Origin of the sequence: Streptomyces sp. NPDC002870 (genome assembly GCF_042888505.1) — a bacterium.
Classification (GTDB): domain Bacteria; phylum Actinomycetota; class Actinomycetes; order Streptomycetales; family Streptomycetaceae; genus Streptomyces.
The window spans coordinates 109,524-127,564 of record NZ_JBIAPW010000018.1 but is presented as its reverse complement, the minus strand read 5'-3'; the positions used below and the strand labels follow the sequence as shown (position 1 = coordinate 127,564).

Genomic DNA, 18,041 nt, shown 5'->3' with positions numbered 1-18,041 from the left:
GCATGGAAGATGCACGCGTGATCACCGCCGGGGGTCTTCGGGCCAGCCCCATGGGCAGGGGCGTCCGAGGTGTTCGCCGAGCGCTGGACACCGCTGATAGTGCGGAACCTGGCGCTGGCTGCGAGACGTTCAGCGACATCCTGCGCGGCGCGCCGGGCATGTCCCGCACGCTGCTCGCCGCCCGGCTGCGTGAGCTTCAACGGCACGGCCTGCTGAGCCGCGACCAGGGACCGGGACACTCCGTCCGCTACCGCCTGACCGAGGCCGGCACGGACCTGTGGCAGGTGTGCCTGGCGCTGGGCGCATGGGGCGTCCGCTGGCTGGAGCTGGCACCCGAGCACCTCGACCCGTATCCGGTGCTGTGGGCGATGTGCCGCTCCGCCGACCCCGCCGCGCTCCCCGACCACCGCGTGGTGGTGCGCCTGGACTTCCCGGTGCTCAGGCCCCCGAACCGGTTCTGGCTGCTGTACGAGCACGGCGGCGCCGAGGTGTGCGTGCACAGCCCAGGCGGGGACGAGGACCTGTCGTGGTCGCCGACCCGGCAGCGTTCACCCGATGGCACATGGGCTGGACGACCTGGGCCCAGGCGGTGCGGTCCGGCCACGTCGCTGTGACCGGCCCCCGCGACCTGGCCCGCGCCTTTCCCACCTGGAACCCGCACAGCCGCTTCGCAGATGTACGACCAGAACCCCGCGTGCTCGCAGCCGCGCTGGCCACCCGGCCAGTCCGCCGACCGGCCGACACCGCGGAGCCAAGACCGGCTCAAGCCGCTGATCGTCAGCAGAGGCACTGAGCTTGACTCTGTCGGGGATCTTGGAGTTGCCGAGGTCAGCTGCCCAGGGTTCGCCAGGACTTCGGCCGGGGTATCTCGCGCTGGTCGAGGTAGTTCTGGAAGGCGGTCGGCCGACGGGGCGTGGGTGCTTCCTCGGTCGGCGGCAGTCCGCTGAGGCGCTCGATGTTGACGGCGATGGCCGTCAGGACGTGCTGGATGTGGGCCTTTCCCTGTCCTCGGTAGCGGCAGCGTCGCATGCCGTGTCCGTGGGCGAACTCGTTGACCGTGCCCTCCACTCCGGAGCGGACCACGTAGCGGGTCTTCCACTCGGGCGTCTGCTGCTCGGTGCGGACGCGGAGTTGCAGGTCGCGGAGTTCTCGTGGGGGAAAGCCCACGGTGCGGGTGCTTTCACGGGAGGTGGTGCTCTGGGCGCGGGCCGGGCAGGGCTGGCACTGACTCTTGGTGAACCGGGCCACGATCAGCGGGGCCGCGGTGGGTGAAGAGGTCGGGTAGGGGCCGTGCCAGCCCTGGCTGACCTGGCCCTGGGGGCAGGTGACCTGCTGGCGGTCGTAGTCGATGTGGAAGTCGTCCCGGGCGAAGCCCTCGCCTCGGCGGTGTTGGCGGGTGGGGTTGCCCCGGAGTGGCCCGGAGACGGTGACCTGGTGTTCACGTGCGGCTTGTTCCAGGTGGGGCAGGGGGGTGTAGCCGGCGTCGACCAGGTGCTCGGCGGGCAGCAGGCCGCGATGCCGCAGGCGGGTGTGGATGCCGGGCAGGACCTGGCTGTCGTGGGTGGTGGCCGCGGTGGTGGCCACGTCAGTGATCACGTTGGGGCCGTCGTGAGCACAGGTCTCGGTCAGGTGAGCGGAGAACCCCTTCCAGCTGATGATGTGTCCGTGCCGTGCGTAGCGGGCCGAGGTGTCGTAGGGAGAGACGATCGTCCGGGACGAGGGCGGCAGCCCGGGCCCGCCTTCCGTTTCGGCGGTGCGCCAGCGCAGGTGTCCTGCGGCGTCACGGTGGTAGTTCTGCACCATGATCTGGCGCAGGGCCTGGATGCGAGGGCCGGACGTGCGGTCTGCTCCATGCCGGTAGGGGTGTTCCAGGAGCCGGACGGCGTCGTTTCCGGTGGCGAGGATCCTGGTCTTGGGCTTGGTGGGGTTCTTGCCCAGACGGACCGCTCGGCCGTAGCGGCGCCCCCAGCCCTCATCGACCAGGTCGTCCAGCAGGTGAGGAAAGGCACCGGCGACATCTTCCAGTGCGGCGCGTACCGCCTCGGTGATCAGCTCCAGGCGGGTCAGGTCACGCACCGCGGCCAGGACATGGGTGGAGTCGGTGCGCTGCGTGGTGCGCTCGCGCACCAGGCCGGCCTCCTTGAGGCGGGCCAGCGCGAGGTCGAGGAGGCGGTCAGCACGATCTCCCTCGGCGAGACGGTCGCGGAAGTCGGCCAGCACGCTGTGATGGAAGCCAGGGTCGTCCAGCTCCATGGCCATCGCGTACTTGAAGTCGATGCGGCAGCGGACCGCCTCGGCGGCCTGCCGGTCCGACAGGCCGAGCAGGAACTGCAGCACACAGACGGTGGCCAGTTGAGCAGGCGAGAGACCCGGACGCCCGTCCCGCGGGTACCAGTCGACGAAGTCCTCGTCGCACCACAGCCCATCCAGCCGGTCGCGCACGACACCGCAGAACGCGGGATGCGCCATCACCGCACGGATCTGATGAGTCATCACAACCCGGATAACTCGCATGACCACTCCGATGTCCCCGACCGTGACGAAGATCATCAATCGCGGAAGAGCCCGCAAATCCAGGTGTCCCTCTCCAGGCCGCCCCGGTAGCGTGCGCCGGCATGACATCGGAACTGGAACGCCCCCCGCTCCAAGCGGACGAACGCACCGCGCTCATCGGCTGGCTGGACCTGCAGCGGCAGATCCTGCGCTGGAAATGTGAGGGACTGAGCGACGAGGACGCGCACCGCTCGGTCATCCCGACCTCACCAGCCATGACGATGGCCGGCCTCATCTCCCATATGCGCTGGACCGAGCACACGTGGCTGGAGGTGGTGTTCCTCGGCGGCGACAAGAAGCAGAACCCGGCGTTCGACGAGTCGAGCGAGGACGCCGACTGGCACACCGACGGCCGCCCCCTCACCGAGCTCCTGGTGGAATACGAGGCTCAGTGCGCCCGCAGCAATGAGATCGTCGCCGCGGCCTCCCTGGACGACGTCGGCCGGCACCCCGACTTCCGCTCCGGCAGCGCCAACCTCCGCTGGATGCTGATCCACCTCGTCGAGGAGACGGGGCGGCACGCGGGGCACGCGGACATCGTCCGGGAGTTGCTCGACGGCGCGAAGGGCTATTACTAGCGCGGCTCCCGCGTAGCGGGCCCCTTGTCTCAGGAGCCAGGCCAACACGCCTCACGACCAATCGCGGGAGAGCCCGTAAGCGAACTCCGCCCGCGCTCTCCTGGAGCGGCCGATAGAGACCGACTCCGCGACTTCACCACGAACCCACGGGTCCACCCTCCTAACATCGGGCATCGGACCCTCGGGTTCCCGCTGAAGTACCTTCAGTTTTCGCGAACTCGCGGGGGTCCAGGGGGTGTAGGTAAGAACAGTGGCACCGATCCTGCTGGCTTATTGTGCGGTGGCCTCGACGGTGTCCTCCGACTCGCGGTTCAGCTTCGACTTGAGGTCGTTGAACCTCTTCTTGACATGCGGCGTGGCCTTCGCGGCAACGATGCCCGCCGCGCCTACGGCTGCGACCACCTTGATCACGTTCTCAAGACGCGCTGCTGAAACTCGGCGTCCCGGCCGAGAAGGGCCGCACCTCGGCCATCCGCCAGCTCGTCCTCCAGGCCCCGGCGCCCGTCATCGCCCAAGCGCTGGGCTACCACGACAAGAGCACCACTCGCATCGCCACTGAGGCCGGAGCCCCCTGGAAGAACTACACCCGGCGACCACACGCGATGACCGGCCCCTTGAACTACGCGCCGGGCGAAAGATCACACCGCTCGGCTGTCTTCACCCCACAGTGGTGACCATGCCGAACCGAGTAGCCGTTCTGTCCGACATTCACGGAGTCCTGCCGGCCCTGGAGGCAGTGCTCGCCGAACCAGACGTCAGCACCGCCGATCACATCGTGCTCACCGGTGACATCACCGCCGGCCCGCAACCGGCCCAGGTTCTCGACCTGCTGACCAGCCTCGGCGACCGCGTCATCTGGATCAGCGGCAATGCCGATCGGGAACTCCTTGAATACCGCCGCGGGCAACGCGACACGATCCCCGACCCAATCGCCCCCTGGGCAGCCGCACAGCTCCGCGAGGACCATCTCGACCTTCTCGGCTCGCTTCCACGATCACTCTCCCTGTCCGTGGATGGGCTGGGAAAGGTGCTGTTCTGCCATGCCACCCCTCGCGATGACGAGGAGGTCGTCCTGGTCGACTCCCGCCTCGACCGCTGGAAGGAAGTCTTCGACGGACTCGATACCGACATCCGCACCGTGGTCTGCGGCCACACCCACATGCCGTTCGTCCGCCTCGCCCACGGCCGACTCGTGATCAACCCCGGCAGCATCGGCATGCCCTACGGACGAACCGGAGCACACTGGGCCCTCCTGGGCCCAGGCGTCGAACTCCGCACCACGCACTTCGACATCCAGGCCGCAGCCACCCAACTCGGCCAGGACTCGTCCTACCCCGACATCACCGAGTGGGCCGACTACTTCCTGAACGCTCGCGCGACCGACACCGACGCTCTCGCAGCCTTCGCTCCACGGGACGGACGCGACCACAGGCCGTGACGCTCGCTCCCCATCCACGACAGCGGGCAGCCGAACACCGACTACACGATCAACGACGCCTACCAATCTCAGACCCCAATTCGGTCACGCGGCGAGGGAGAGGTCGAGTCGGGCCAGGTGGCTGACGCGGGTGCGGTCGAGCGGGTGGCCGTTCCACCAGGCATCGAGGCGAATGAGGTTGAGTGCAACGGCGGAGAAGACGTGCTCCAGGTGGGTCTTCTGGAGACCGAGGTAGCGGGCACGTCTCATCCCGGTGACCGCGACGGCCTGGTGGATGGTTCCCTCGATGCCCGCGCGGGTTCCGTACTTGGCTCGCCACTGCTCGTCACCCTGCTGGAGGCGGGCATGGTCGAGGACTTCTTGAACCTCGCGGGGTTGCAGGGAGAAGGTCCGGCCGCCGGTCTTCGAGCTGGTGCACTGGTCGCGCACCGGGCAGGGGCGGCATGTCTCCTTGTCGAACTTGATGACGATGGCCTTGGTGCCGCGCAGGGTGGCGGGGCTCCACCAGGTGCTGGTGTCCCCGCGTGGGCAGGTGGCCTGCCGCTTGTCCCAGTCGATGGTGAACGCCGTGCGGTCGAACCCGGCGCCGGCACGCGCCTGGGGCGAGCTGTTCATCAGGACCGGGGTGACCAGGGTGACCCCGAAGTTCTTCTTCATGCCCACGATCAACTCGGCGGAGGCGTAACCGGAGTCGAGGAAGTGCTGGGCCGGCAGGAGATCGCGGGCGGCGAGCATGTGATGGACCGGTTCGGTCATTTCCGCATCGGTCACTGTGGCGTCGGTGGTCGCGATGCCGGTGATCAAGCGCGGCGGCGGTCCGTCGGCTCCGGGGATCAGCGCCTGGCCGTCGGCAGCCGGGTCCTGGTCATCGGCATCGTCGCAGGATTCGCTGATGTGGATCTTGTAGCCGGTCCACCAGGAGCCCTGCTTGAGGCCGTAGCGCGCGTCGGTGTCGTACGGGGAGGCCAGCCGCAGTCTGCCGGGCGGGAGGTCTTTGCTCTCCCGCCGCTTCACCTCTGCCCCGGCCTCGGTCACGGTGCGGTGGTAGTTCTGCACCCACATCGTCCGCAGGACGTGCACCGCTGGGAGTTCGCGCAGCCAGGCCGGAGCATCAGGGGCATGCACCGCCTCCAGCAGCGCGAACCCGTCCCGGCCGTAGACCAGAGCCATCTCCTCCCGCTTGCTCGTAGAAGCCGGCGGATGCCAGGAGTGAGTCCGCGGACCGTAGCATTCGGCCCATTCCCGAACGGGCACCGCCTGAGTCAGCCAGTCCGGGGCCGAACAGGCCAGCGCCTCCAGCGTGGCCCGCAGTGTTTCCCCGGCCAGCTCCAGCCTGTTCAGGTCGCGTACCGCCGCCAGCACGCGGGTGGAGTCGGTGCGCTGCTTGCCTCCGGCCTTCACCAGGCCCCGGTCCTTGAGGGCGGTCAGCAGCAGGTCGAGCACCTTCTCCTCCATCCCGTGCCCGACCAACCGCGTGCGGAACTCGGACAGCACCGAGGCGTCGAACCCGGGATCATCCAGCTCCAGGCCAAGCGCGTATTTCAGGTCCATGCCGTACCGCACCCGATGCGCTGCCGCCCGATCGGTGAGGTTCTCGGCGAACTGCAACACCGTCACCAGCGCCAGCTGGCCCGGTGACCAGCCCGGTCGCCCTCTGGCTCCGAACGCCTCGGCGAACTCGGCGTCCGCGAACAGCTCGCCCAGCTCGTCACGGACCCGCATCGCCAACGGATACGGGCCCCGTGCCGCCACAGCCCGCGCCACCTGCGCGGTCAGCTCAGGCACCTTCGGCCATGGCCTCGGCCGCATCGACATTCCACACCCCACCCGCGACCGGGAACGCCAAGACGGCCGCTGCTGTCCCGACCAACGAGCCGCCAGCACTGCCGGGCACGGAATAAGCCAGCAGGATCGTCACCAGTCGCAAACGATGCTGACCTTCTGGAGTATCCCTTGCAGAGTCAACGGTGGGCACGAGGAGCGCGACGCCGGGCCGTGCCGCTCAGCAGCGGGCTGGTCGGACGTCAGCCGACGTGGTCGGCCTCGTCGTGGCAGCCTTGGTGGCGGAGGACGCTGGCGAGGATTTCGCGGCTGCTGGCGGTCTCGGGGTGGTCCGGGCCGAGGATGCGGGTGCGGCCTTCCAGGGCGGTGCGGGCCTCGGCTTCGGCCTCCTCGTACCGCTCGAGCCTGCGCAGCAGAACGGCGAGGTTGTTATGGCTGTGCAGGACACTGGGGTGTTCAGGACCCATGAGCCGTGTCTGGACGTCGAGTGCGGCGCGCATCTCGGTCTGCGCCTCTTGGAGTCTGCCGAGGCCTCCGAGCTCGCTGGCGAGCAGATTGCGGGCGACGGTGGTTCTGAGGTGGTCGGGACCCAGGGCACGGGCCAAGCCCTCGAGTGCGACACGCAGTTCGGCTTCGGCCTCTTCGTACCGGCCCAGGAATTGGAGGGTCGCGCCGAGTCCGTATCGGCTGCCCAGGGTGTCCGGGTGGTCGGCCCCTTGAACCCGGGTGCGGGCCTGGAGCACGTCGGTGTATGTGGCCTGCGACTCCTCGAACCGGCCCTGCTCGCGCAGCGTGGCCGCCAGGAGGCTGCGGGTGGTCAAGACACGGACGTCGTCTGGGCCCAGGACCCGGGGGAGTGTCTCCAGCGTGGCGCGCGCCTCGGCCTCGGCCTGTGCGTAGTCGCCGCGGCCGTACAGCGCACCGGCCAGGATCGCGCGGCTGTGCAGGGAGTCGGGGTGCTCGGGTCCCAGCGTCCGGGTGCGCAACTCCAGGACGGCGCGAGCCTCGGCTTCGGCCTCTTCGAAGCGGCCGAGTTCGCCGAGCATGACTACGCGGTTGCTGCGGTCGGTCAGCGTTTCGGGGTGCTCGGGGCCCAGGTCGGCGATGTGCATCTCGCGTGCGCGCTCAAATGACTGCGTGGCGAGCTCGTAAAGGCCGTAGCCGTAGGCGATGGTGCCGATCTGGCCGGCCTCGGTGGCGTCGCCTACGGTGAGCGCACTGGCGAGGGTCTGCTCGGGAACACGACTGTCCGGCGTCATGTCTTGCTGCGTGGCGTCGACCAGATAGTCGAAGACCTCCACGGCCCGCGGTTCGCCGTCCGGGATGGTGCTCGGCCTGATGAGCGCGGTCGTGGCGCGGCGCGGACGGGTTGCCCAGGCCCAGGCTTCCTCGAGGGGCTCGAGTTCGAGCCCCTCGCCGCCGTGACGCGCCAGATAGCCCTCGTGCAGGGACTCCAGCAGGGTGCGCGGCAGGGGCCGGGTCAGCCCGGCGCGGCGGCAGTCGACCGCGGCCGCGATCAGGGCCGCCGCGCGTGGGTGGCCGGCTTCCCAGGCGTTCTCCCAGTCGTTGAGCAGCTCGGGACCCGCGGCCAGGTATTCGGCGAGACCGTACTCATCGGCATGGTCGAGCGCATCGGCGATCCGCTGGTCCCACGCGCGGGTCTGGGCCCGCTCGCGCTCCGCGGACGTCAGAGGGCGCCTGAGCCGCAGCTGGGTGGCCTGCTCCAGTACCTGCCGGGCTTCCGCCGCGTCCGCGGCCTCGGGGTGCGCACTGTCGGTGTAGCGGGCCATCTCGGCCGAGCGGATCGTGGCGAGCACGACCCGATGGTGGCCCTCCCCGCCGATCAGCCGGGCGACATTGGTCAAGGTCAGACCGTCGGAGCCGAGAAAGCGCTCGGCGTTGTCCAGCCACAGCACGCAGCGGGGCAGCTGAGCGGCCCGCTCGATGGCGTCGGGCAGCACCGACCTGCCGCCCGGGGCGATGAGGGTGTGATCGGCGAGCGCGGCCCGCATCGCCTCGTACGCGGCCCGGGTCTTTCCGGCCGTCGACTCCCCGACCAGCAGGACGAAACCGCTGGCGGCCAGCAGCTCGACCAGCCGGTCGTGGATGTCCCGCGGCACATAGGGCGGGACGCGGTCACTGCCGCCAGGCGCATCCGCGGGACCGGCCGCGGCGCCCTGGGGATCCGCGTGCCGCGCGGTGTGCACGCCCAGCTCCGCCGGGTTCGTGATCTCCCGGACCTTGCGCAACACGGAGTCCCTGGCCAGCGCGAGACCACTTTCCTCGCCCCGCTCCCGCGCCCGCCGGTAGCTGTCCGCGAAGGCCGGCGCGAACACCCCACCGACCGCGGCCACCACGACGCCAGAGCCCAGCAGCCACCACAGCCGAACCCCAACCGCAGCGAGCACCGCGGGCACCGCGACCGCCACGGCAGCGGCGACCGCGGCCGCCACCAGACGCGGCGCTGTCCAGGCACGGCTCCACAACGTCATAACGCACCCCCGCCCGTATTGTCCAGCCGACCCGAACCAAGTGAGCAGTCTTCGCCGTCTATTTCTTCACCGGATGCATGCCGGGTACGCCCCTCGGGGCCACCCATAGCGGGGCGAAGGATCCTCACCACACCCCACGCCTGCACAGACCCGGTCACCACCGTTTGCGGCTGGTGACCGGGTCTGTGCCGGTATCCCAAGATGCACTGGACGCCGCGGAGCAGCCGGCACCCGACTGTGCAACTGTGCGGGGCTACGCAGGAACTGGACCCGGTTCCGCGTGGGTTCTTCGACTCTGACTGACGGAGCGGGGAGCGACTCGTCAGTCGGCACGGTGGGCGCGGGCCGTCCGCACCACGGCGCCGTTCTGGGGCGGGAGGGGACTGCGCTGGCACCCTGCGGTCAGCCGGGCTGCTCTGACGAGGTGGGCGTGCTGTTCCAGGGCCTGGTTGTGAAGGCAGACGGGGCAGGTGGCTCCGGATTTGACTCCGGACAGCTTGAAGCGGCTGAGCTGCTTGCACTTGCGGCATTCGGCTGCCCACGGGACGTGCTGCCCTGGGAATGGGTCAAGCGGGACGAGATCGGCCTTCAGCATCGCGGTCACCGCCTCCCTCGGGGTGACCTTGCGGCGGGATTGCGCCACCCCCGGCGCCGGAGTGCGCCTGGGTGCCGCCGTTTCCTGTCGCCGGGCCCGACGCCACGCCTCAGCCCAGGAGCGGAAGGTCTCCGTGGGAACTTCGCAGGCGATCAGGTAGGCATACATCTGCAGCACGGAGGACGTCGGCTGCTTCCGTTCCCGAATGCGCCAGGCGGACATCCGGGAGAGCGGAGCGAATTCCTTGGCCCGGGGCTCGGCCCTCTCCTCCATCTGCCGGAGCGAGGGTTCGCCGTTTTCCTCCCAGACCCGCCTCAGGGCAGCCGCCAGATCAGCAGGCGTGCGCACGAGGCTCAGGCGTGGGGCCACTGTCAGTCGGGTGCCACGCCCCGAGCGGCCTGCCTCTTTCCAGATGATCTCAATGGCGTCCATGTCCGTGCCACAAGCTGCAGCCATGTCCCGGGTCAACGGCCACGACGGCCTTGCCTGGCCGGCTTCTGCCCGCTGAATCGTCGTGACTCGGCCGATCCTTTCCGCGAGCGCCTCGCGGGACAGGCCGCGCCGGTTTCGACCACGGCGCAGCTCGTGGGCGAGCTTGCCTATGCCGTGGTCGGTGTCGTCGATCGGCGTCATCGGACGCCCCCGTCGATGCGACATGGTTCTGAGTCACGCCTGACCGGGGGACAGCAGCGCCCGCCCGGCGCTGCGGAGCGCGGTGCTGCGCGGCGCACCCGCCGGTACGAGCCGGAGGACGACTACGGCGAGAAGGCCGGCGCTGGCAAGTACGGCCGCCAGCTCGGGCAGCGGGGTGCCGCGGAGGGCCATGACGACTGCCATCACGATGATCACGATGATGACGGCGCTCTCGCCGAAGCCGAGACGAGGCCGTGCGCCGGCGGCGCAGGCGGCGCAGGTGGCGACAGACCGCTGGACTGACATGGGTTCTCCCTGAACTCTTAACCGGCGCGTCGTGCAGCCGGATAGGTACGAAACTGGCTCCAACCAGATGCCGCGGGCGGTTGGCTCCGCCGTGCTGCGGTGGACAGAATCGTGCCAGTGATCGGAGAGCTCTCACGCCGTCTACCGGTACTTAATTCGTATCTGTCACGCCGGTTCGTGAGGGGCGAACTTGGCAACCATGCCGATCCGTTGGCCATAGCTGAGCGTTTGCGTGATGACCGGGAACGGCGTGAACAGGCACAAAGCCGAACGGTGCAAATGGAACGCCCCCTTCCAGGGAGTGCCTTTCGCATATTCACTCATTCTTGGCACACTTCGCTTGCTGTTGCCGTGCGTGTGCTGCGACCATCCGGCCAGAGCCCGCTTTTGCGGGCGCGGCCCTGACTGCTACTGGCTCCAACCACAGCTAACCACGGGTCTCTTGTGCGGGCGTGTTGGCTCACGCCCCCGCTGTCGAAGAGCCGAAACCCCCAGGGTTCCGGCTCTTCGCATGTGCGGCGCCGGGACGAAGCTCGCCGTCGATGTCGTCCACGCCGGTGCTATTCGATCCGCCCCCAGGTGGGGCTCCCCCACGATGCCGTCGTACTGACCTGCTGCTCAGCCGTCGCCGAAGCCATCTCCAACGAGCCTCACGGGCACGGCCGTTTGCCCGCCCCACGTGGGCGTCCCCGCCTCGATGCGGGCCGCGAAGGTCAGGGCGGGCCCGATGTCGGCGGGGTCGACGCGGACGACGGGCACCTCACGCTCGTTCACCGCGGCGTCTTCCAGCGCGGTGACGACCAGGACGGTGGAGGCCACGGCCGGGCCTACCGTCCCCCGTGACCACGGGAACGACCAGCTGAGCGGGGATGGAGCGGGAGGCGACGTCGACTCACAAACCCGGCCCGCAATGGCGGGAGCGGCTGGCTGTGCTGTCGCCCTGCTCCGGCCAAGAGAATGGGGCGATAGCGGCGGTCGGCGGAACGGCGCAGTAGGGGGCCAGGAGGTCGGCGGCAAGGTCGGCTCCCAGGTCATGTATCAGGTGGCGGAGTGGAGATCGTCACCCGCATGTCGCACCAGATGAACGTTCCCTACTCCCCTGCCGCCCGCCTTCCCACGACCCGCGGGTCATCGCCGCCCTGCACGAGGTTGTGGCGCCCGGCCTCTTCCAGCGCGGTGACTTGTGGCGGGCTGGACCGGCCGCCGCTACGAGGTGCGCGGACGCGGGATCGAGCGGCAGCCGCTGTGGAGGATCAACCAGCTGCAGGAGAGGGCCGACGAGTGGGTGGCGCTGGACTATCAGCAGCTGCCCCACACGGGCTGCGCAGCCCGTTCCTTCCGGGGCAGGTCCTGTCACCGAACGAGATGTATGCGGCGCTGGTCGCCACGTCCGGGTACCGGCCCCGGCCGCTCGCCCCGGAGGACAGCCGTCATCTCCTCGTGCCGGCCTGGGTCACCGTCACCGATCAGGGCTTCGACCTCGAAAACCGCACCTACCAGAACCGGGATGGCCGACTGCGGTACCTGGCGGTACCTGGCGGGGCAGCCGTCGGGTCTGGCGGCCCGGAACGGGCGGTGGGAGGCCCGTTACGACCCCTACCGTCCCGAGGTCGCCTGGCTGTACGACCACCGCGGCGAAGGCAGCTGGATCCAGGCGGACTTCATCCACCGCCATCTGCTCACCAACCCCTGGACGCAGTACCTGTGGGAAGACATCACCGCCCAGATCGCCGCCGACAGCAATGATCGCAAGGCCCACCAGATCGCGATCGCGCTCGCCGTGCAGGAACGCCGCCGCCGCACCCGCACCGTCCCGCCAGCCGCCCGCAAAGGGCCGCTCATCCCCTTCCAGGGCGCGCCGCTGAACGTGGAAGAGAGCACGGCGGACGCCTACGCGGACATCGGGCCGGTCGAACTGGACGCCCTCACCGCCTATCCCCCACTCCCCGTGCCCGGCCGCGAAGTAGACCACCCGCCCTCCGGGCCGGTGCTGGCGGGCGCCGAGGCTCTCGGCGCTCGGCAATCGCCACGGAGGCCACGACCAGCGCGGCCACCGCCAGACTGGTGGCAAGTACCGGAACGCTGGTGAAGGTGAGGGCGAGGACCACCACCGCGGTGCCCGGCACCAGCAGCGCGTGCAGGGCGAAGGCGTGCTGGGGGCGAATGTGCAGCAGGTAAACGACGAGCAGGAAGACCGCCACCGGAATCGTGACCGACGCGCCCGCGGCGGCGCCCGAGATCTGTGTGTGGTGCGTGGCGTGGTCGACGTTGACCGCTAGTCCCGCGCCGATCGCGGCTGCCGAGCCGAAGAGCAGGTAGTGGCCGTAACCCCAGACGAAGGCGGCCCGGCTGGAGTTCAGGAAGCGTTCGGCGGGCTTGGCGAAGTACAGCCACCACAGTGACAGCACGATCAGCAGACCGCCCGCCGCCACGGTGTAGAGATCTCCGGTCGCCTCGCCAGCGCCGACGGCGTGCTGCACGGCCGTGGTGGCCGCCAGCACCGACTCGCCCAGGACGATCAGCGTGAACAGCCCGTACCGCTCGGCGATGTGATGCGGATGCCAGGCCGTCCGCGCGGCGCTCTCGGCCCAGATCGGGACGGCGAGGTCGAACAGCGCCAGCAGCGCGAAGAGCGGCATCCGTGAGCCGACCGGCATGAACAGCCAGCCGATCCAAGCGCTCTGGATCACGACGATACCGACCACGTAGCGCATGGCCGTCGCCCGGCCTTCCGGGTGGGCCCGGGCGGCCCGAAGCCACTGCGACAGCAGGCTCAGGCGCATGACGGTGTAGCCGACGACCGGAAGGACGAAGTCATGTTGGGTGAAAGCCCGCGGTACACCGGAGGCAAGGACGAGGACCCCGGCGATCTGCACGAAGGTCGACAGCCGGTACGGCACGTCGTCGACGTCGTACGCCGACGCGAACCAAGTGAAGCCCATCCAAGCCCACCAGATGGCGAAGAACACGGCGAGATAGCTGAGGACTCCGGTCGCGGCATGGTTCTCGCTCACGGCATGATGGAGCTGCGCCGCGACCTGCGCGACGGCGACGACGAAGCACAGGTCGAAGAGCAGCTCAAGCGGGGTCGCTCCCCGATGCGGCTCGGCAGGATCGCGCGCCGTCATTGCCTGCAGCCACGGTCTGAACAGCTGGGCTCGGTCGCTCATGCTTCATTCTGCGTGAGGCGGTGGAGGGCGACACTCAGCTTGTTCCTCAACCTCTCGCCCCTTTCCGGCGCTACGTGATCAGAGCTTGAGCTGTCCGTATGTACCGTCGTGGAAGGTGAAGACGGTCGGTTCGGCTTCGCACTCTACGCGGAAGTATCCGTTCTCGTGAACATCAACTATTCGCGCGAGCGTGCGACCCTAATCCCGTGTCGAAACGACGTCGCTACTCGGGTTCTGGCTCAGCTTGGCGCGGCGTGGGAAGTTGACCGACAACGAGCAGCGGGCTCGTTCGCGGCGCTGGGCGGCCAGACGTCGGAGTGTCGGGCGTTCTGGCTGCGCCAGCGCAGGTAGCGGTGCAACTCCCGTGTCTGGACGGCGTGGTTGGGGTGATTCGAGTTGGCGAGGGTGAACTGCCGCAGTAGCCTCGGTCGGGTTCGCCCACGAGGCGTTGGCCGGCGTGAAGCACAGCTCGACCTTGTTCATCGCCGCCCGGCGGCGGATCTGCCAGTTCTTATGCGCGGAGACGTCCAGGATCACGTTGACCGGGGTGCCGTCCGGGCGGGCCGCGCGGTAGCCATCCGCGCCTGCGGCGTCATCCGGATGCTGTCCTGCGATGGCCGCCCGAGAGGTGTTTCCTGATGTAGGTGTTTGTCTACGGGAGCTTCGCGCGGGGGATCAGTGGGGGCTCGGTTCCTGCCGCGCGGGCTCATGTTGTGCGCTGGCGCTGGCGGTTCTGGGTGCGATGAACAGTGTGGCCGCGAGCGCGAGGACCAGCATCCCGGCGCAGACGTAGCTGGAGACTTCGAGCGCCTTGGCCATGGCCTCGCGTGCGGCGTCCGCGGCCGCTGCCATCTGTGGGGCGTTGGAGAGTTGGCGATTGGTCCGCCTCGGTCCAGAACGGGTGACCGGCCAGTCGGCACGACAGCTGGATAGCTGATCGCGGCAAAGGCCAGCGGCGGCGAGCTGGCCGAGGCGCCAGCGGCGGCGTTGCCGGCGGTGGATCTGATGGCCGCCCTGGAGTCGAGCGTACGAGCGGCGCGCGCCGAGCGTGACCGGGGATGACCAGCGCAGACGGCGGCTCAGCCATTGGCGCAAGCACTTGATCTTGGTCGTCTAGCACAGGTGATCGGCCTCGCTCCCGCCCTCCATCGCTGTCGAGGTCGATTACCTCACCGTCGAACACGCGAAAATCTATATTGGCCGGAGTAGACATTGGGCGGTGGCGTGGTTATGGTTTCCGTCGTAGCCCAGAGAGACCGCAGGGCCTGGCAGATACGAACTGCCGGGCAGCAGTACCCGCAGTTGCAGTTCGCAGGACGGTGCGGTGGTGGAGTTCCGAAGCCAGGGTTGTTGCAGGACGGCGACGGAACTGACGACCGGACCGGGTGGCCCGCAGTGATCAGGGGCCGCCGTGAGCAGGACCGCAGTTAATGCAGTGGCAGTACCCGCAAGTGCAGTTCGCAGTACCCAGCAGTGAAGTCAGTGAGCAGCACCTCGGTGAAGGCGTCGGCTGCGGACGCGCGCACCGGGAGGTTCGGCAGTGGGGTTCTAAGCCAGAGCAGACGCAGGATGGGCGACGGGGCTGGCTGCCGAAGAGTGGCGCTGTCGCAGGCCACTGAGCAGTTCGCATCACCAGCAGTACGCAGTAGAGCAGTACCAGCAGTACGCAGTCCCCCGCTTGGTAAGCAGTTGATCACCGAGGGAAGAACGGAGGAGCCAAGCGCCATCCCAGGATCGCCCGGGCGGAAGTCATGAGCCCGGGTACCGCAGGACATCGATAGTGAGGTGGTCTCCGGTCAAGCAACCGCGATCCCCGCACCCCCGACAGCATCTCGGTCGGGTCTGCGGACACAGAAGGCCGGCGCAGTACCAGGGCCGGCAGGTGGTGTAGCAGTTCCTTCGGGGCCCTGGTGCCAGTACGGCACCAGGGCCCCTCCACGCGTTCCACAGAGAGGTGCAATGACAGCAGACGACTCGTACAGCCGTCTCGACGACGACGACTACCCCGCCTACACCATGGGCCGGGCCGCCGCGATGCTCGGCACCACCCAAGGCTTCCTCCGCGCCATCGGCGAAGCCCGCCTCATCACCCCGCTCCGCTCCGAGGGCGGACACCGCCGCTACTCCCGCTACCAGCTGCGCATCGCGGCCCGTGCCCGGGAACTCGTCGACCAGGGCACCCCCATCGAGGCCGCCTGCCGTATCGTCATCCTCGAAGACCAGCTCGAAGAAGCCCAGCGCATCAACGCCGAACACCGCCGCACCACCGAATCAGCGAACCCAACGGCCGCGGCCTGAGACGGCGGAGACCTGCAACTCCCCCAGGAGCTTCGCGGCTGCCGCCCACGTACTGCCCGGGACGCAAAGCGTTCCGGGCAACTTCGTCTTCTACGGTCCCGGGGCCGAGAGTGACCAACGCACGGAGAGTCACTCTCAAAATGGTCGCTTGTGAGAGCCGTCGGTCCTGGTCAGCGATATGGCGGCTTGCCCAGGTCAGTTCTCGCATAACCACACTCACAACCACCAAGTTCTAGCGCCATCCGCTGCCCCGTTGGTCCCCGAGGCCTTACACGGACGCGGATGGCAGGTACGCGAGCTTCTCGGCAGCGTCCAGAAACCGATGGCGGGCTCAAGAGGTCAGCGCATCACCGCTGTTCAGGAGGTCAGCGTAGACCTCTGCCGGGGTGCGGTAGCCGTGGGTTTTGCGCGGACGGTGGTTGAGCTCGTGGGCGATCGTGTCCAGGTCGGCCTGGCTGAACGTGCGGAGGTCTGCGCCCTTGGGGAGGTACTGCCTCAGCAGCCGGTTGGTGTTCTCGTTGGTGCCGCGCTGCCACGGGCTGCCTGGTTTGCAGAGATAGATCGGCATACCGGTCTCGGTGGTGATGGCCTGGTGTTCGGCCATCTCGCGGCCTCGGTCCCAGGTAAGTGTCCGCCGCAGCTGGGGCGGGATACTCAAGAGACTGCGGGTGAGGTGCGGGGCGACTTGCGCGGCCTTGATGCCGTCTGGCAACGCGACGATGGCGGTGTAGCGGCTGGTGCGCTCGACGAGGGTGGCGACCGCCGAAGGGCGTGTTCCCATCACGAGGTCGCCTTCCCAGTGGCCGGGGACCTTGCGGTCCTCGACCTCGGCGGGGCGGGCACTGATGGACACCATGCCGCGGATGACGCCGCGCCCGGTGGGCCGGCGGGCGACCTTCGGGTGGCGCATGGGCCTCGCGGTCCGTAGCTGCTGGGTGAGGCTGCGGTCGATCGCCTGGCGGCGGCGCGGATCGTAGAGCGAGAGATAGATCGCTTCATGAGAGATCTGCATGGAGTCGTCGCCGGGGAACTGGCGTCGCAGCCAGCCCGCGATCTGCTCGGGCGACCAGCAGAGGGCGAGCTTTGCCTCCACCAACGCGCGCAGAGCGGGCCGTTGGGCGAGCTTGGCCTGCTTCGGCCGACACCCCCGCTCGTAGGCGGCTGCATCGGCGGATGCTGCGCGGTAGCGGTGCCTGCCGCCATTGCGGGCAATTTCGCGGGTGACGGTCGACGCCGATCTGCCCAGCCGCCGGGCCAACTGCCGGGCAGACTCACCGGCGGCGATGCCGCGGGATATCTCCTCGCGCTCGCTGCCGGTCAGATGCCGCTCTGACCTTTGCTGCGGTGCCAGGCGGACACCGCCACCCTGGTACAGGAACCGGCGGACATGGTGCATCGGTGCCCCGAGTGCCCGCCCCATCAAGCTGAACGACTGTCCTTCGCGCCAGCGTCTCCAGATCTCATCCTGCTGAGCCAGCGAAAACCCGTAGTCACGCACCTGTGCCTCCACGACCACATGATCATCCGTGGGTGGTGCGTTGATCACTTGAGGGTGCCAAGCCACGACGCATGAGTCGGCGCGTCACTGCTCATCGAGGGATGCCTGCCGGGCAAGGAACTCCTCGAACGCCGCCTTCTGCTTCGGATCCATGAAGCCTTGGCGGACATTGCGGGCCTTCTCCTGGAGCCACTGCGCCTCGTCGGGGTCCAGTAGCTCGGCGACCACCACGCCTTTGCGAGCAACCGCCGTGCGCCCTCCTACGCGACGACGAAAGAGCGTGAACGCGCCGAATTCCGCTGGGTGAGCCAGTTCCGGCTCCTCCGCCACAGCCCGGTTCTCTTCCCCAGCGCCACTCGTCGGGTAGGCGGTGGGGGCCCAATGCTCCCAGAGCGCCAGCGTGGTCGCGGGCACTAGCACCGCGCGTTCCGCCTCTTCACGCCCCTCCCACATGAACGTGACAGTGACGGGCTCGCCGACCGCCTCGGCCAACCCGAGCACCCTCTCCACCTCATCGTTGATCGGGTAACCCACCACTACATTGATCTGAATGCCCATGGCGCCTGAGGCTACTGGCCGCTTCCGACATGCCAGCCCAAAGCTCCTGCGCCTCGTCGACCACGGCGCACCAGGTGGACCGTCCGAAGCCGGTAATCTCACCGACTGAGCCCCTGTCCGAGGCAATGCTGCGACGGAGA

General features: G+C 68.7%; 15 protein-coding genes and 2 pseudogenes. 5 read left to right on the top strand and 12 right to left on the bottom strand.

The features are described 5' to 3' along the window. The first annotated feature begins 2 nt into the window (after positions 1-2). On the top strand, positions 3-614 hold the full coding sequence (locus ACFYWY_RS22565; RefSeq protein ID WP_389189513.1) for a winged helix-turn-helix transcriptional regulator: 612 nt from the start codon (positions 3-5) through the stop codon (positions 612-614). Between the two features lie 214 nt (positions 615-828). Here ACFYWY_RS22565 and ACFYWY_RS22560 read toward each other — a convergent pair whose 3' ends face one another. Then, on the bottom strand, positions 829-2,493 hold the full coding sequence (locus ACFYWY_RS22560) for an IS1182 family transposase (RefSeq protein WP_389189510.1): 1,665 nt from the start codon (positions 2,491-2,493) through the stop codon (positions 829-831). Positions 2,494-2,615: 122 nt separating this feature from the next. Here ACFYWY_RS22560 and ACFYWY_RS22555 point away from each other — a divergent pair, with 122 nt between their 5' ends. Next, positions 2,616-3,131, top strand: coding sequence for a DinB family protein (locus ACFYWY_RS22555; protein ID WP_389189507.1), 516 nt, complete (start codon positions 2,616-2,618; stop codon positions 3,129-3,131). A gap of 270 nt (positions 3,132-3,401) precedes the next feature. Here the strand turns inward: ACFYWY_RS22555 and ACFYWY_RS22550 are convergent, their stop codons facing one another. Next, on the bottom strand, positions 3,402-3,533 hold the full coding sequence (locus ACFYWY_RS22550) for a hypothetical protein (RefSeq protein WP_389189504.1): 132 nt from the start codon (positions 3,531-3,533) through the stop codon (positions 3,402-3,404). A gap of 274 nt (positions 3,534-3,807) precedes the next feature. Here ACFYWY_RS22550 and ACFYWY_RS22545 point away from each other — a divergent pair, with 274 nt between their 5' ends. Beyond that, complete coding sequence (locus tag ACFYWY_RS22545) at positions 3,808-4,569, top strand: metallophosphoesterase family protein (protein ID WP_389189501.1); 762 nt, start codon at positions 3,808-3,810, stop codon at positions 4,567-4,569. 84 nt (positions 4,570-4,653) lie between these two features. Here the strand turns inward: ACFYWY_RS22545 and ACFYWY_RS22540 are convergent, their stop codons facing one another. The 8 genes and pseudogenes from ACFYWY_RS22540 to ACFYWY_RS22505 form a co-directional block, all read right to left on the bottom strand. Then, positions 4,654-6,354 (bottom strand): IS1182 family transposase, encoded by a 1,701-nt coding sequence (locus tag ACFYWY_RS22540; RefSeq protein ID WP_389189498.1) that lies wholly within the window; start codon positions 6,352-6,354, stop codon positions 4,654-4,656. Next, complete coding sequence (locus tag ACFYWY_RS22535) at positions 6,347-6,487, bottom strand: hypothetical protein (protein WP_389189495.1); 141 nt, start codon at positions 6,485-6,487, stop codon at positions 6,347-6,349. The genes ACFYWY_RS22540 and ACFYWY_RS22535 overlap by 8 nt, the downstream gene beginning before the upstream one ends. Positions 6,488-6,593: 106 nt before the next feature. Beyond that, positions 6,594-8,843, bottom strand: a complete 2,250-nt coding sequence (locus ACFYWY_RS22530) for a tetratricopeptide repeat protein (protein ID WP_389189492.1) — start codon at positions 8,841-8,843, stop codon at positions 6,594-6,596. Positions 8,844-9,165: 322 nt separating this feature from the next. Continuing rightward, on the bottom strand, positions 9,166-10,071 hold the full coding sequence (locus ACFYWY_RS22525; protein ID WP_389189489.1) for a helix-turn-helix domain-containing protein: 906 nt from the start codon (positions 10,069-10,071) through the stop codon (positions 9,166-9,168). Positions 10,072-10,104: 33 nt separating this feature from the next. Further along, positions 10,105-10,377, bottom strand: a complete 273-nt coding sequence (locus ACFYWY_RS22520; RefSeq protein ID WP_389189486.1) for a hypothetical protein — start codon at positions 10,375-10,377, stop codon at positions 10,105-10,107. A gap of 618 nt (positions 10,378-10,995) precedes the next feature. Further along, the gene (locus ACFYWY_RS22515) at positions 10,996-11,196 is read right to left on the bottom strand and encodes a hypothetical protein (protein WP_389189483.1); all 201 of its coding nucleotides are present in this window, start codon (positions 11,194-11,196) and stop codon (positions 10,996-10,998) included. A 1,106-nt stretch (positions 11,197-12,302) separates the two neighbouring features. Then, positions 12,303-13,547 carry a low temperature requirement protein A gene (locus tag ACFYWY_RS22510; RefSeq protein WP_389189480.1) on the bottom strand — a complete coding sequence of 415 codons (1,245 nt, stop codon included), beginning with the start codon at positions 13,545-13,547 and terminating at the stop codon, positions 12,303-12,305. Between the two features lie 198 nt (positions 13,548-13,745). Continuing rightward, a pseudogene (locus tag ACFYWY_RS22505) lies at positions 13,746-14,117 on the bottom strand (hypothetical protein); the annotation flags it as partial. Positions 14,118-14,480: 363 nt separating this feature from the next. On the opposite strand from ACFYWY_RS22505, the pseudogene ACFYWY_RS22500 reads away from it, so the two are divergent. After that, positions 14,481-14,597 (top strand): annotated as a pseudogene (locus ACFYWY_RS22500) (Ku protein); the annotation flags it as partial. 909 nt (positions 14,598-15,506) lie between these two features. Next, on the top strand, positions 15,507-15,845 hold the full coding sequence (locus ACFYWY_RS22495; protein WP_389189477.1) for a MerR family transcriptional regulator: 339 nt from the start codon (positions 15,507-15,509) through the stop codon (positions 15,843-15,845). A 331-nt stretch (positions 15,846-16,176) separates the two neighbouring features. Here ACFYWY_RS22495 and ACFYWY_RS22490 read toward each other — a convergent pair whose 3' ends face one another. Both ACFYWY_RS22490 and ACFYWY_RS22485 read right to left on the bottom strand, forming a co-directional pair. Further along, positions 16,177-17,355: an IS30 family transposase gene (locus tag ACFYWY_RS22490; RefSeq protein ID WP_389189474.1), complete on the bottom strand. Its 1,179-nt coding sequence runs from the start codon at positions 17,353-17,355 to the stop codon at positions 16,177-16,179. A 72-nt stretch (positions 17,356-17,427) separates the two neighbouring features. Next, complete coding sequence (locus ACFYWY_RS22485) at positions 17,428-17,901, bottom strand: hypothetical protein (RefSeq protein ID WP_389189471.1); 474 nt, start codon at positions 17,899-17,901, stop codon at positions 17,428-17,430. Positions 17,902-18,041: the final 140 nt, after the last annotated feature.

Bases quoted from the DNA above. Each gene is read 5' to 3' on its own strand.
- ACFYWY_RS22565 (WP_389189513.1), top strand. From the start codon at position 3: ATGGAAGATGCACGCGTGATCACCGCCGGGGGTCTTCGGGCCAGCCCC.
- ACFYWY_RS22525 (WP_389189489.1), bottom strand. From the start codon at position 10,071: ATGACGCCGATCGACGACACCGACCACGGCATAGGCAAGCTCGCCCAC.
- ACFYWY_RS22485 (WP_389189471.1), bottom strand. From the start codon at position 17,901: ATGGGCATTCAGATCAATGTAGTGGTGGGTTACCCGATCAACGATGAG.
- ACFYWY_RS22510 (WP_389189480.1), bottom strand. From the start codon at position 13,547: ATGAGCGACCGAGCCCAGCTGTTCAGACCGTGGCTGCAGGCAATGACG.
- ACFYWY_RS22560 (WP_389189510.1), bottom strand. From the start codon at position 2,493: ATGACTCATCAGATCCGTGCGGTGATGGCGCATCCCGCGTTCTGCGGT.
- ACFYWY_RS22495 (WP_389189477.1), top strand. From the start codon at position 15,507: ATGACAGCAGACGACTCGTACAGCCGTCTCGACGACGACGACTACCCC.
- ACFYWY_RS22545 (WP_389189501.1), top strand. From the start codon at position 3,808: ATGCCGAACCGAGTAGCCGTTCTGTCCGACATTCACGGAGTCCTGCCG.
- ACFYWY_RS22520 (WP_389189486.1), bottom strand. From the start codon at position 10,377: ATGTCAGTCCAGCGGTCTGTCGCCACCTGCGCCGCCTGCGCCGCCGGC.
- ACFYWY_RS22555 (WP_389189507.1), top strand. From the start codon at position 2,616: ATGACATCGGAACTGGAACGCCCCCCGCTCCAAGCGGACGAACGCACC.
- ACFYWY_RS22530 (WP_389189492.1), bottom strand. From the start codon at position 8,843: ATGACGTTGTGGAGCCGTGCCTGGACAGCGCCGCGTCTGGTGGCGGCC.